Annotated in this window: 15 protein-coding genes; 6 read left to right on the forward strand and 9 right to left on the reverse strand. The window is 59.6% G+C overall.

Annotation, left to right across the window (positions count from 1 at the left end; translation table 11 throughout):
• Positions 1-8 precede the first annotated feature (8 nt).
• The 8 genes from sdhA to GOX88_RS13580 form a co-directional block, all read right to left on the reverse strand.
• Positions 9-1,817: a succinate dehydrogenase flavoprotein subunit gene (sdhA, locus tag GOX88_RS13545; protein WP_170402688.1), complete on the reverse strand. Its 1,809-nt coding sequence runs from the start codon at positions 1,815-1,817 to the stop codon at positions 9-11.
• Positions 1,818-1,842: 25 nt separating this feature from the next.
• Entirely contained in the window at positions 1,843-2,214 is a 372-nt protein-coding gene (locus GOX88_RS13550; protein ID WP_170402691.1) for a succinate dehydrogenase, hydrophobic membrane anchor protein, read from the reverse strand.
• An 11-nt stretch (positions 2,215-2,225) separates the two neighbouring features.
• Entirely contained in the window at positions 2,226-2,609 is a 384-nt protein-coding gene (sdhC, locus tag GOX88_RS13555) for a succinate dehydrogenase, cytochrome b556 subunit (RefSeq protein ID WP_170402694.1), read from the reverse strand.
• A gap of 213 nt (positions 2,610-2,822) precedes the next feature.
• Complete coding sequence (locus tag GOX88_RS13560) at positions 2,823-3,485, reverse strand: DUF1194 domain-containing protein (RefSeq protein ID WP_170402697.1); 663 nt, start codon at positions 3,483-3,485, stop codon at positions 2,823-2,825.
• Positions 3,486-3,540: 55 nt separating this feature from the next.
• The gene (locus GOX88_RS13565; protein ID WP_170402700.1) at positions 3,541-4,569 is read right to left on the reverse strand and encodes a MaoC family dehydratase; all 1,029 of its coding nucleotides are present in this window, start codon (positions 4,567-4,569) and stop codon (positions 3,541-3,543) included.
• On the reverse strand, positions 4,569-4,775 hold the full coding sequence (locus GOX88_RS13570; protein ID WP_170327177.1) for a DUF1737 domain-containing protein: 207 nt from the start codon (positions 4,773-4,775) through the stop codon (positions 4,569-4,571). The genes GOX88_RS13565 and GOX88_RS13570 overlap by 1 nt, the downstream gene beginning before the upstream one ends.
• Before the next feature lie 12 nt (positions 4,776-4,787).
• Positions 4,788-5,342, reverse strand: a complete 555-nt coding sequence (locus GOX88_RS13575; RefSeq protein WP_170402703.1) for an NnrU family protein — start codon at positions 5,340-5,342, stop codon at positions 4,788-4,790.
• A 6-nt stretch (positions 5,343-5,348) separates the two neighbouring features.
• Positions 5,349-6,206, reverse strand: coding sequence for an HpcH/HpaI aldolase/citrate lyase family protein (locus GOX88_RS13580; RefSeq protein ID WP_170402706.1), 858 nt, complete (start codon positions 6,204-6,206; stop codon positions 5,349-5,351).
• 170 nt (positions 6,207-6,376) lie between these two features.
• Between GOX88_RS13580 and GOX88_RS13585 the strand changes: the two genes are divergently transcribed.
• Positions 6,377-6,676, forward strand: coding sequence for a hypothetical protein (locus tag GOX88_RS13585; protein ID WP_170402709.1), 300 nt, complete (start codon positions 6,377-6,379; stop codon positions 6,674-6,676).
• On the opposite strand, the gene GOX88_RS13590 is transcribed toward GOX88_RS13585, so the two are convergent.
• Positions 6,673-7,428: a sulfite exporter TauE/SafE family protein gene (locus GOX88_RS13590; protein ID WP_170402712.1), complete on the reverse strand. Its 756-nt coding sequence runs from the start codon at positions 7,426-7,428 to the stop codon at positions 6,673-6,675. The two genes, GOX88_RS13585 and GOX88_RS13590, sit on opposite strands and share 4 nt — an antisense overlap.
• 160 nt (positions 7,429-7,588) lie before the next feature.
• Here GOX88_RS13590 and mdh point away from each other — a divergent pair, with 160 nt between their 5' ends.
• The 5 genes from mdh to sucD all read left to right on the forward strand — a co-directional run bounded on the left by mdh (position 7,589) and on the right by sucD (position 12,483).
• A complete protein-coding gene (gene mdh / locus GOX88_RS13595) occupies positions 7,589-8,551 on the forward strand; it encodes a malate dehydrogenase (protein ID WP_170327182.1) in 963 nt (320 codons plus the stop codon).
• Between the two features lie 140 nt (positions 8,552-8,691).
• A complete protein-coding gene (locus GOX88_RS13600) occupies positions 8,692-9,375 on the forward strand; it encodes a DUF1963 domain-containing protein (protein ID WP_302478194.1) in 684 nt (227 codons plus the stop codon).
• A 19-nt stretch (positions 9,376-9,394) separates the two neighbouring features.
• Positions 9,395-9,883 carry a DUF1963 domain-containing protein gene (locus GOX88_RS13605; protein ID WP_217354235.1) on the forward strand — a complete coding sequence of 163 codons (489 nt, stop codon included), beginning with the start codon at positions 9,395-9,397 and terminating at the stop codon, positions 9,881-9,883.
• Between the two features lie 221 nt (positions 9,884-10,104).
• Positions 10,105-11,298: an ADP-forming succinate--CoA ligase subunit beta gene (gene sucC, locus GOX88_RS13610; RefSeq protein WP_170402721.1), complete on the forward strand. Its 1,194-nt coding sequence runs from the start codon at positions 10,105-10,107 to the stop codon at positions 11,296-11,298.
• 303 nt (positions 11,299-11,601) lie between these two features.
• Positions 11,602-12,483, forward strand: a complete 882-nt coding sequence (gene sucD, locus GOX88_RS13615) for a succinate--CoA ligase subunit alpha (RefSeq protein WP_170361385.1) — start codon at positions 11,602-11,604, stop codon at positions 12,481-12,483.
• Positions 12,484-12,491 lie beyond the last annotated feature (8 nt).

Raw genomic sequence — 12,491 nt, forward strand, 5'->3', positions numbered from 1 at the left:
TCCTCTCCTTAGAACGTCCGCGCCTTGGGCGCGATTTTCTTGAGGCTGATGCCGCCTTCGTCTTCGGTTGTCAGCGGATCGACGATGACCGGACGATAGCTGAGCTCTACCTTGTTGCCGTCAACCCGGCTGACGGTGTGCACGCGCCAGTTCTCGTCATCACGCTCGGTGAAGTCCTCGTGCGCGTGGGCACCGCGGGATTCCTTGCGCGCCTCGGCCCCGACAATGGTGGCCAGCGCACTTGGCATCAGGTTGGTCAGCTCCAGCGATTCCATCAGGTCGCTGTTCCAGACCAACGAGCGGTCGGTGACCTTCAGATCATCCATCTTGGCGGCAATGGCAGTCATCTTCTCGACACCTTCCGCCATCGTCTTCGAAGTCCGGAACACGGCAGCATCGGCCTGCATGGTTTTTTGCATCTCTAGCCGCAGATCAGCGGTCGCGATCGCGCCGCTGGCATTGCGGACCGCGTCAAACCGGTCAAACGCCTTGTCGACCGATGCCTGATTCAGAACCGGGTTCGGAGCCTTCGCATCAACAACTTCACCGGCGCGGATCGCCGCCGCGCGGCCAAACACCACGAGGTCGATCAGCGAGTTTGAACCCAGACGGTTCGCGCCGTGAACCGAGGCACAGCCCGCTTCACCCACAGCCATCAGACCCGGCACAACACCGGTTGGGTTGTCAGCAGTGGGGTTCAGAACTTCACCCCAATAGTTGGTCGGGATACCGCCCATGTTATAGTGCACGGTCGGCAGAACCGGGATCGGTTCCTTGGTGACGTCGACACCGGCAAAAACGCGGGCCGATTCCGAAATCCCGGGCAGGCGCTCGGCCAGCGCTTCAGCCGGCAGATGGCTGAGGTTCAGGTGGATGTGGTCGCCGTTGTCACCATGACCGCGGCCTTCGCGGATTTCCATGGTCATCGAACGCGAGACATAGTCACGCGGCGCCAGGTCCTTGTATTGGGGCGCATACCGCTCCATGAACCGTTCGCCTTCCGAGTTGGTCAGGTAACCACCCTCGCCACGCGCGCCTTCGGTGATCAGGCAGCCCGAGCCGTAGATGCCGGTCGGGTGGAACTGCACGAACTCCATATCCTGCAGCGCCAGACCCGCCCGGGCGACCATGCCGCCACCGTCACCGGTGCAGGTATGGGCCGAGGTCGCGCTGAAATAGGCCCGGCCGTAACCGCCGGTCGCCAGCACCACCATCTTGGCGTTGAAGACGTGCATCGTACCGTCGTCCAGCTTCCAGCAGACAACACCCTGACACTGCCCGTCCTCGGACATGATCAAGTCGATGGCGAAATATTCGATGTAGAATTCGGCGTTGTTCTTCAGCGACTGACCATACAACGTGTGCAGGATCGCGTGGCCGGTCCGGTCAGCAGCGGCACAGGTCCGCTGCACTGCGGGGCCTTCGCCAAACTCGGTGGTGTGACCGCCGAAGGGGCGCTGATAGATTTTGCCTTCTTCGGTCCGGCTGAAGGGCACGCCATAGTGCTCCAGCTCATAGACGGCCTTGGGTGCCTCACGCGCGAGGTACTCCATAGCATCCGTATCACCCAGCCAGTCCGAGCCCTTGACGGTGTCGTACATGTGCCACTGCCAGTGATCCGGACCCATGTTCGACAGTGACGCGGCGATCCCGCCCTGTGCCGCAACCGTATGCGAGCGGGTCGGGAAAACCTTGGTCACACAAGCCGTGCGCAGGCCCTGTTCCGCCATGCCCAACGTCGCTCGCAGACCTGCACCACCAGCGCCTACGACAACGACGTCGTATTCGTGGGTTTCATATTCATATGCTGCTGTCATTGTTCTTGTTCCTTACCGCGCATCATCACAGGGCCAGCTTGACCAGGGCAAACAGCCCGGCCGCCATCAGCGTGTAGCCCAGGGCCCACATAGCGGCGAGAGAGACTTTCTCCATGACGCCGTGCACATAGTCCTCAATCGCTTCCTGCGCCTCGTACATAAGTTGCAGCAGCCCCACGATCAGCGTGAGCGCCGTGACAAGCGCCGGGAACGGACGGCTGAAATAGGCCACCACCTCTTCGTGGGTTCCGCCAATGCCAGCGCCGAATGTGAAGATGAAGATGGGTACCAGCACGGTCAGGATCATCGCCCGAACCATGACCCGCCAATGGGTGAGTGTTCCGGTTTTACCTGCGCCCAGGCCCTGCGCGCGCTTGCGGTCAGTCAGATATCGCATGTGCCGTCTCCTTAAACCACAAGTACGGTGATCAGGGTCAGGACGGTCGCACCAACGAACATGCCCAGGCCCAGTTTCTCGGCGGTCTCGATGTCAAGGCAGTAGCCGAAATCCCAGATGACATGCCGCAGACGGCCCAGCGTGTGATACCACAGCCCCCAGGTCGCAGCCGTCAGGATGAGGTCACCGAACCAGCTGCGCATAAATCCGTCGATCCCCGCAAATGCGGTTTCCGAAGTCGATGCGGCCAGCAGCCACCAGACGACCAGAATGGCAACAGCGAACACCCCGATCCCGGTCAAACGAACCATGATCGAAGACGTGGACGTCATCTGGGGGCGATAGATCATTATATGTGGCGAGAGCGGGCGGTTGCCCCGATTGACATCGGCCATGTCGGCTCCTCTTTCGTTGGCTACTCGTCGTTTTACCTGTTTTTGCCTATCTGTCACGTGCTGCGAGCGCAAAAACAGGCAAAATGGGGACAAAACTGCAGATTTCGGAAATTTGTGATCACACAAAATAATACCGTGATCACAAAACTTATCCTGCCAAATCAATGTTAGCGCCTTAAGGCCGCATTCGTTGTGATCACGAATCTGCGACACTCACTCCAAAGCGGCAGATTGTTGCGTCACTTCACGCAAAAGCTTCTTTCGGATCCGTTCGGGATAGTCCGCAAATCCGGCGGCCGAGACAACGAATGCCCCCTCACCCACAATGACGTTTTCAAAGAAATAGGCGGTCAGGTCGGGTTCGCTTTCCTCGATTGCGATGGCGTTGACCGTGATACCCCGATTGCGCAACACGCCGTGGACCTCTGTCGGCTCGACCCCTTCGTTCGACACCCCGTCGCCTGAGATGTCGATCAGGTGGCGCGTGCAGTCGGACACCTCGTCAAAGCTGGACAGGGTCATCTCAAGCGCCTCACCGATTGCGGTCGAGAAGTTGCGCCAGACCCGGCGGTCGGCCGCCACCTGATCGGCAAACCGTTCGAGCGTGTCGAAACTGTCGATCCGGGTCCACGGTATCGTGATCTTCTGGCGTGAGGCTCCGGTCCACTGCACCAGCATCAACTGCGCCTGCCCGCGTACCAACGCCTCGGACACAAGAGGGTCGCGCAGACCGGCAGCCAGACCATCCATCTGAATGCGGTATTCGCTTGTATCGACCGACCCGGACACGTCTACCGCCAAGGCCAGCGCAAGATCGCAGGCCATCGCGGGCGGCGTCAGAAACAAGCAGGCAGCAAGTGAGCGAAACAGGACCATGACCGCAGCCTAGCATGATTGTTGCAGGCTGCGATCAAATGAATGTGGGGTGCCGTCAGACCGGCATCAACGCCCAGTAATCCAGGTCCAGCAGCACCTCGGGCTTGTACCGGCCGTCTTCGCCTTTCAGTTCAAAGGGTGCACCGCCCTTGGTGGCGACCAGTCGCAGGCGGATGGCCCCAACGCCGGGCACGCTGGTTTCGGCCTTGTCCAGAACCTCGGACCACGCCTTAATCGTATCGCCCGAGAAGCACGGGTTGGCATGTGCGCCACCATTCAAACCGACGATCATCTGCGCATTGGCCAGACCGTTGAACGACAGGGCCCGCGCCATCGAGATCACATGACCGCCATAGATCAACCGACCATCGGGGCGGAAGGTCAGGTCGAAATGCACTTTGGCCGTATTCTGCCACAGGCGGGTGGCCAGCATATGCTCGGCCTCTTCGACGGTCACACCGTCAACGTGGTCGATGGTTTCACCGATCTCGTAATCGCCCCAGCGATGGGCTTCGCCGGATTGAACAAAATCATAGTTCGAGAAATCGAGGCCCTCGGGCACCACCAGATCGCCTGGCTCCAGCACGTTTTTCAGGTCCGGCACCACCGCCTCGGGCGCGGGAGCGTCGATATTCGCTTTGCGCACCATCACCCAGCGCACATACTCGATGACCACCTCATCACGCTGGTTCAAGCCGCGCGTACGCACCCAGACCACGCCGGTTTTGCCGTTCGAGTTCTGCTTGACCCCGATCACTTCGGACTCGGACCGTAGCGTGTCACCGGAATAGACCGGTTTCAGCCAGCGCCCCTCGGCATAGCCCAGATTGGCAACCGCGTTCAGCGAGATATCGGGAACGGTTTTGCCAAACACCACGTGGAACGCCGCCAGATCGTCGATCGGGCTTTGCGGCAATCCGCAATTCCGGGCGAACTCGTCCGAGGAATACAGCGCATGTCGCGCCGGATAGAGTGCGTGATACAACGCACGCTCGCCGTCGGTTACGGTGCGCGGCACCGCGTGATGCAGCACCTGCCCGACGGAATAGTCCTCGAAAAAGCGGCCCGGATTGGTTTTTGCCATTATTGCTGTCCCAGTTTCATTTCGGGGGAGTAATCGGCCTCGACCTCTTTGGTCACGGCCTGCGCACAGCGCATCATGCGGCTGTTTTCGTCATAGGCATAGGACGGGTCGCCATACAGCTCCCACCCCTTTGCCAGTGCATCCGACACCTTGTGGCAGAAAGCGGATGTGTCTTCTTCGGTCAACAGACGATAGAGTTTTGCCATCTTGCCTGCTCCTTATGACAGGAACGGAGACGGACCGACCAGCCCGTGAATGTAACCGATGATCCCGAACAGCACGATCGAAGCGACAAAGAACATCGCGTCCTTGCCATAGGTGCCGGGCTCCGCCGGGGTCCAGTCAGGCTCGGCGCGGTTGATCACGACCACCTCGACCATGGCCCACAGGAACAGACCGCCGAACAGGATAATCGACGCCAGATCGCCATTCACCAGCAAATGCGCAAAGGCCCATGCCCGGAAACCGGCCAGCATCGGGTGGCGCATCTTGTTCAGTAGACGCCCCTTCTGACCAGCGGGGCTCATCAGGAAAATCGCGATCAGCACCAGCAGGTTGTTGATGTGGATCATGAAGGATGGCGGCGACCAGACATGGATGAAATCGGTCATGCGATAGCCGAAGATCATCAGCAGCACTGCCGCGACCAGCACCAGCGCCACCGCGCCTTTGCCACCATTGCCCATGGCCGCGCGCTGCGCTGGCATCACGCGTTTGAACAGATGAGCGGCCCACCAAAGCGCCACCCCAAGGATCAGAAGAACAAAGCCCATGCTGGCTTACCCCGCTTGCAAAGCTGAAATTGCCTCCGCTTTTGCCAGAATTTCGCGGGCAGTTACAACATGCAGATTTTCAACAATCTTCCCATCTACGACAGCGACGCCCTGCCCCTGTGACTCGACCTCTTCAAAGGCCGCAATCTGGCGGCGGGCCAGATCGATTTCGGTATCCGACGGGGCATAGGCTGCATTGGTGATATCCACCTGTGCCGGGTGGATCAGGGTCTTGCCGTCAAAACCCATGTCACGGCCCTGTTCGCATTCGGCGGCCAGACCTTCGCCATCCTTGAAGGCATTGTAGACGCCGTCGACAATGATCAGACCCTCGGCCTTGGCGGCCAGCAGGCACAGTCCCAGCGAGGTCATCATCGGCAACCGGTCCGGGCGGAAACGGGTCTGCAGTTCCTTGGCCAGATCGTTGGTGCCCATGACGAACCCGGCCATCAGGGGGTGCGCGGCAATCTCGGCCGCATTCAGCATCCCGCGTGGGGTTTCCATCATCGCCCAGATCGGCATGTCACCGGTGATCGCAGCCAGCGCATCCACATCGGCGGCGGAGTTCACCTTGGGCAGCAGCACCACATCGGCGTCCATCTCGCGCACGGCCTCGGCATCGGCATGACCCCACTCGGTATCCAGCCCGTTGATGCGAACGATCTTGACGCGCGAGCCATAGCCCCCCGCTGCCAGCGCCGCTTTGAGAGTTTCGCGGGCATTGGGTTTTTCGTCCGCCGAGACCGCGTCTTCGAGGTCAAAGATGATCGCATCCACCGGCAAGGTGCGGGCCTTATCCAGCGCCCGGTCACGCGAGCCCGGAATATAAAGAACGGAACGATAGGGGCGCTGACGGGGGTCCATTGGCCTCTCCCTTTGAAAGATTGTTGCGCGGAATGGGCCATTTTTTGCCGGAAAGTTCAAGAGGAAAATTGCCGCAACGCAGCATACGTGACGCAACGCGCGGAGTTTTAACCAGATTTCTGTCCCCCACCCGCACCCTGATTGCCAGATGGAATCGAAAGGGGTGAGAGATGAAAAAGACGCTTTTCAAAATGACGATGGGCCTTGGAATCATGGTTCTGGCCGCGCAACAGGTACAGGCCCGCACCTGTGCCCCGCGCGAGGATGTGGTGAAACGTCTGACCGAGACCTATGGCGAGACGCGCCGCGGCATCGGCATCGCGCGGCAGGGCGCGGTGATGGAGGTCTATGCCTCGGACCAGACCGGCAGCTGGACCATCACGGTGACCCTGCCCGACGGAATGACCTGCCTGATCGCCACGGGACAGGCCTTTGAGCAGATGGCCGAGGCGCTGCCCCCCAACGTCTAAGTCAGTGCATCCCAGATCAGTTTGCTGCCGGTCATGGTCAGCAGCACATAGGCGATGCCAAAGAACAGGCGCTCGGAGAGCATGAAATGCGCCCGGACGCCCAACCATGCGCCAAGGATGGCGAATGGGGTCAGTAGAAGATCCGCCAGCGCCGTATGCCAGGTGAACAGGCCCAGATAGGCGTAGGGTATGAACTTTGCGCTATTGATGACCCAGAAGACCAGCACGGTGGACGCCTGAAACTCGGTCTTCGACAGGCGTTGCGACAGAAGGTACACGGCGGCCGGCGGGCCGCCTGCGTGGCTGACGAAACTGGTGAAGCCCGCGACCAGACCCGCAATCAGCCCGGCAGGGGATGGCAGGCGGTTGGCAAAACCACGGATCAGGCCCTTGCTCTGCGCCATATGCCAGATCACAAAACCAACCGAGATCCCTCCGATCAACAACCGCAAAAGGTCGTCATCCGTCGCGCGATACAGCCACGCGCCCAGCGCAACACCTGGCCCAGCACCCAGGATCAACAGGCGTGAATCCGGCCAACTCCAGCGCTTCCAGTATGGGCCAAGTGTGGCCACATCGATCACCATCAGGATCGGCAGCATCAGGGCAAGCGCCTGTCCGGGCGTGAGGATCAGCGCCAGAATCGACGACGACGCAAAGGCCACGCCCGACCCAAACCCACCCTTCGAGATGCCGGCAAAGATCACCGCAGGGATCGCCACAGCAAAAAACATCAGGTCCAGTTCGAACATGTGGCATCCCGTGAATAGGCTTGTCTATCAGGCCGTTTAGCGCAAACCCTGGCGCCATACAAACGGTATGCGGTTGTATGCCACGCCGCATAACCCTTGCGCGAAAGCCATTTACCGACTAGCACAACCGCGATTTCAAAACCGACCGGAGATTTTCCAAATGGCCAGACCCAAGATCGCGCTGATCGGCGCAGGTCAGATCGGCGGCACGCTCGCCCACCTCGCAGCAATGAAAGAACTTGGTGACGTTGTCCTGTTCGACATCGCCGAAGGCACCCCGGAAGGCAAAGCGCTGGACATCGCTGAATCCGGTCCCTCGGAAGGCTTCGACGCCAAGTTGAAAGGCACCCAGTCCTATGAGGACATCGCCGGCGCCGACGTCTGCATCGTAACCGCAGGTGTGCCGCGCAAACCGGGCATGAGCCGCGACGACCTGCTGGGCATCAACCTGAAGGTCATGAAGTCGGTCGGCGAAGGCATCGCCGCCAACGCACCCGATGCGTTTGTCATCTGCATCACCAACCCGCTGGATGCGATGGTCTGGGCTCTGCGTGAGTTCTCGGGCCTGCCCCACAACAAGGTCTGCGGCATGGCAGGCGTTCTGGACTCGGGCCGTTTCGCCCATTTCCTGTCGGAAGAGTTCAACGTGTCGATGCGCGACGTGACCGCGTTCGTTCTGGGCGGCCACGGCGACACCATGGTGCCGTCGGTCCGTTACTCGACCGTTGCTGGTATCCCGCTGCCTGATCTGGTCGAGATGGGCTGGACCACCCAGGAAAAGCTGGACGCCATCGTGCAGCGGACCCGTGACGGCGGCGCCGAGATCGTCGGCCTGCTGAAAACCGGTTCGGCCTTCTATGCGCCTGCAACTTCGGCAATCGAAATGGCCGAAGCCTATCTGAAAGACCAGAAGCGCGTGCTGCCCTGCGCCGCTTATTGTGACGGTGAGCTGGGTGTTGAAGGCATGTATGTCGGCGTACCCACCGTGATCGGCGCGGGCGGCATCGAGCGTGTCGTCGACATCAAGCTGAACGAAGAAGAGCAGGCCGGATTCGACAATTCGGTCAACGCCGTGAAGGGCCTGATCGAAGCGTGCAAAGGTATCGACAGCTCGCTGGCCTAAAGCTTAATGCGTTGAAAATGCAACATTTCCAGAGCGCCCTACCGGGCGCTCTTTCCGTTTCTACGTAGTTGCCTACCATTCTCGCCACGATCTTAGCGAGAATTGATTTGTCTAAAATTGACCCAATCGTAGTGTCACGGATGCCCCGTGGCTGTGCGAACTGGAACGAAACGGACAGCTATATAGGGGGTCTGCCGATGCTGGGCGAACACCCCTGGCCTCGGACAACTGCGGGGGTGCCCCTTACTTTCTGTGCCCAGATAGATCTGGAAGCTGTAACCGCGTTGCGCCCTGATACAGGTCTGCCGCAAACAGGTTTGCTTCTGTTTTTCTGCGATACTGTCCAGAACCAGCACGGTAGCGTCGTATATCTTGGAACCGCAGGTTCACTTCGTCAGCCACCCGCGCGAACGCCACACGCCTTTGGGGAATATTACGGGCGAAGCCTTCTCAATCACGACAATCCGCTGCGCGCGGCCCATACACTGCCGCGCTGGCCTGTGGAGTTCCACCCCGCCCCCTATGAGGAGGCGGTCGACGGCGACGGCATCGACCCGTTAGAGTTGGAAGCTGCCAACCCAGAGTTTTGCAGGCCACGGTTGGTGGACATCTTGATCAAACACAAACTCGCCCCTGATGCCGCGCTAAGGGAAACCGGGTTTGTTTGGCATGCCAGCGTTAAGATACTGGCCGGGCATCTCATGCGGGAGCTTTCTGCGTGCCGCGAAACTCTGTTGGAGCAGATCTTACCGGACACTGGGAAATCCCCGGGCGCGGCGCGCTTGGATCAAGCATACGCCGTTACGCTGGACAAAGGGGTATAAGCCGTTTCGCAAATTCGTCTTGGATCTGTGGGCTTGGGCTCAGGAACAACCTGCATGGGCAGAGTTGAACGACGAAGACCGCAAACGTCTTTGGCAATCAACCGAGAGGCTGGATGAGGAGTTCCGCCGGTTTGCACCCGAAACACGAAGCCTCTATTCCGTTGGACTGGGCGGAGCTGAGAACCTCGCACGTGACACCGTGAAACATGCGGCAACTGGCAGTGATGAGGCTTGGCTGGCCCTGCCAGAACCTTTGCGTGAACACGTCAACAATCACGAACTCGCCCCGGGCGACGATCCAGAGCGCCACCAGATGTTTGGTCAGGGCAGAATAGTTCAAGCCGGTGTTTACGAACGCCTCAATCAACTGCTGCTTCTGCAGCTGACCTATGACAGTTTCGGGTCGCTGTGGCCCGGCGATGTTGGTATCATGACGTGGTGGATCAGCGCTGAACATTTGAAAACACGAGAATGGACGCAGACCGAATTCATGTTCGAATGCCACTAGCGCCGCCCGAGTGACAAGATTCGCTAAGCTGACAACGGCGCCGGGCGTAGATTGCCACCTCAACGGGACTGATCCGCGGGTTTGTGATCACACGCAAAAAACCTGTGATCACAAAAGCGAAAAATCTTCGCCAAAAACCGCATCGGCTTAAAAAAACCCTTTATAAATGCCCCATAGACATCTCTATAACGGTGTAATCGTAGTCAGACGGGACAATTTCGATGAACATTCACGAATATCAGGCCAAAGCTCTTCTTCGCAGCTATGGCGCTCCGGTCTCCGAAGGTCGCGCGGTTCTGCGCGCCGAGGAAGCCAAAACCGCAGCCGGTGAACTGGACGGCCCCCTGTGGGTTGTCAAAGCACAAATCCACGCGGGTGGCCGCGGCAAGGGTTCTTTCAAAGAGGCCGACGCCGGTGAAAAGGGCGGTGTCCGTCTGACCAAGTCGGTTGAAGAGGCCGCCGAAGAAGCCAAGAAGATGCTGGGCCGCACGCTGGTCACGCATCAGACCGGCCCCGCAGGCAAGCAGGTCAACCGCATCTATATCGAGGCCGGTTCCGGCATCGAACGCGAACTGTATCTGGCCCTGTTGGTGGACCGCCAGACCAGCCGCATCTCGTTCGTGTGCTCGACCGAAGGCGGCATGGACATCGAAGAAGTGGCCGCAGCCACGCCCGAGAAAATCCTGTCCTTCTCGGTCGACCCGGCCACCGGTTATCAGCCCTATCACGGCCGCCGCATCGCCTTCTCGCTGGGTCTGGAAGGTGCACAGGTCAAGCAATGCGTCAAGCTGATGGGTCAGCTCTATAACGCCTTCGTTGAGAAGGACATGGAGATGCTGGAAATCAACCCGCTGATCATCTCGGACAAGGGTGATCTGAAAGTACTTGACGCCAAGGTTGGCTTTGACGGCAACGCGGTTTACCGCCACCCCGACATCGCCGAGCTGCGCGACACGACCGAGGAAGACCCCAAGGAACTCGAAGCCTCCAAGTACGACCTGAACTACATCGCGCTGGACGGTGAGATCGGATGCATGGTCAACGGTGCCGGTCTGGCAATGGCCACCATGGACATCATCAAGCTGTACGGGGCCGAGCCTGCCAACTTCCTCGACGTGGGCGGCGGTGCCACCAAAGAGAAAGTGACCGAGGCGTTCAAGATCATCACCTCGGACCCGCAGGTCAAAGGTATTCTGGTCAACATCTTCGGCGGCATCATGCGCTGTGACGTCATCGCCGAGGGCGTAGTCGCCGCGGTAAAAGAAGTCGGCCTGCAGGTTCCGCTGGTCGTGCGTCTGGAAGGCACCAATGTCGAGAAAGGCAAAGAGATCATCAACACCTCTGGCCTGGACGTAATCGCGGCGGACAACCTGAAAGACGGTGCCGAGAAGATCGTGAAGGCGGTTAAGGGCTGATGGCGAGGTCTTTCTTGGTTCTGTGTTTGGTGACTTTGGCCGGTTGCGCCGACGAAGCCGCTTTGAACCAAAATAAAGACGCTGAAGAAGCGGCTACACGTGCTCCTATCGTTTTCGACTGTCTGGAAGGGCCTGATGCTGAAGCAATGCGCGAGCAATCGCTTGCCACAGGCCGCCCAGTTTCGTGCAACGATGGAGAGAACACTTGGACAATCTCGACCGGTCCAAGCTCCGGCTGACGCAAATTACTGACCCCGCCACATGGCGAGTAAAACGCAAATTTCTCTAAGGAGACTCCAAAAAATGGCAGTCCTCATCGACGAAAATACCAAAGTGATCTGTCAGGGCTTTACCGGCTCGCAGGGCACATTCCACAGCGAACAGGCCATCGCCTATGGCACCAAGATGGTCGGCGGTGTGACCCCCGGCAAAGGCGGGATGACACATCTTGACCTGCCCGTGTTCAACTCGGTCCACGAGGCGAAAGCCGTGACCGAAGCCAATGCCAGCGTGATCTATGTGCCGCCGCCCTTCGCAGCGGACTCGATCCTCGAAGCGATTGATGCCGAAATGGAAGTGATCGTCTGCATCACCGAAGGCATCCCGGTTCTGGACATGATGAAGGTGAAGCGCGCGCTGGAAGGCTCAAGCTCGCGCCTGATCGGCCCGAACTGCCCTGGTGTCATCACGCCCGACGCCTGCAAAATCGGTATCATGCCCGGCCACATCCACAAGCGCGGTTCGGTCGGCGTTGTGTCGCGCTCGGGCACCCTGACCTATGAGGCGGTCAAGCAGACCACCGATGTGGGTCTGGGCCAGTCCACCTGCGTGGGCATCGGCGGCGACCCGATCAAAGGCACCGAGCATATCGACGTGCTGGAATGGTTCCTGGCCGATGACGAAACCGAGTCGATCATCATGATCGGTGAGATCGGTGGCTCGGCCGAAGAAGAAGCCGCGCAGTTCCTGGCGGATGAGGCCAAGAAGGGCCGCAAGAAACCGACCGCTGGTTTCATCGCAGGCCGCACTGCCCCTCCGGGCCGTCGCATGGGCCACGCGGGCGCGATTGTCGCCGGCGGCAAAGGCGGTGCCGAGGACAAGATCGAAGCCATGCGCTCGGCCGGTATCGTCGTGGCCGAAAGCCCGGCGCAGCTGGGTGAAGCTGTGCTGGAAGCGATTGGGTAAGTGACCTC

Origin of the sequence: Ruegeria arenilitoris (assembly GCF_013030985.1) — a bacterium.
In the GTDB taxonomy this organism is placed as follows: Bacteria; Pseudomonadota; Alphaproteobacteria; order Rhodobacterales; family Rhodobacteraceae; genus Ruegeria; species Ruegeria arenilitoris_B.

Excerpts from the sequence above, each read along its gene's own strand:
- GOX88_RS13590 (WP_170402712.1), bottom strand. The coding sequence starts at position 7,428 with ATGTTCGAACTGGACCTGATGTTTTTTGCTGTGGCGATCCCTGCGGTG.
- sucD (WP_170361385.1), top strand. The coding sequence starts at position 11,602 with ATGGCAGTCCTCATCGACGAAAATACCAAAGTGATCTGTCAGGGCTTT.
- GOX88_RS13600 (WP_302478194.1), top strand. The coding sequence starts at position 8,692 with ATGCCCCGTGGCTGTGCGAACTGGAACGAAACGGACAGCTATATAGGG.
- GOX88_RS13570 (WP_170327177.1), bottom strand. The coding sequence starts at position 4,775 with ATGGCAAAACTCTATCGTCTGTTGACCGAAGAAGACACATCCGCTTTC.
- GOX88_RS13565 (WP_170402700.1), bottom strand. The coding sequence starts at position 4,569 with ATGGCAAAAACCAATCCGGGCCGCTTTTTCGAGGACTATTCCGTCGGG.
- GOX88_RS13585 (WP_170402709.1), top strand. The coding sequence starts at position 6,377 with ATGAAAAAGACGCTTTTCAAAATGACGATGGGCCTTGGAATCATGGTT.
- sdhA (WP_170402688.1), bottom strand. The coding sequence starts at position 1,817 with ATGACAGCAGCATATGAATATGAAACCCACGAATACGACGTCGTTGTC.
- sucC (WP_170402721.1), top strand. The coding sequence starts at position 10,105 with ATGAACATTCACGAATATCAGGCCAAAGCTCTTCTTCGCAGCTATGGC.
- GOX88_RS13575 (WP_170402703.1), bottom strand. The coding sequence starts at position 5,342 with ATGGGCTTTGTTCTTCTGATCCTTGGGGTGGCGCTTTGGTGGGCCGCT.
- GOX88_RS13560 (WP_170402697.1), bottom strand. The coding sequence starts at position 3,485 with ATGGTCCTGTTTCGCTCACTTGCTGCCTGCTTGTTTCTGACGCCGCCC.
- mdh (WP_170327182.1), top strand. The coding sequence starts at position 7,589 with ATGGCCAGACCCAAGATCGCGCTGATCGGCGCAGGTCAGATCGGCGGC.
- GOX88_RS13580 (WP_170402706.1), bottom strand. The coding sequence starts at position 6,206 with ATGGACCCCCGTCAGCGCCCCTATCGTTCCGTTCTTTATATTCCGGGC.
- sdhC (WP_170402694.1), bottom strand. The coding sequence starts at position 2,609 with ATGGCCGATGTCAATCGGGGCAACCGCCCGCTCTCGCCACATATAATG.
- GOX88_RS13550 (WP_170402691.1), bottom strand. The coding sequence starts at position 2,214 with ATGCGATATCTGACTGACCGCAAGCGCGCGCAGGGCCTGGGCGCAGGT.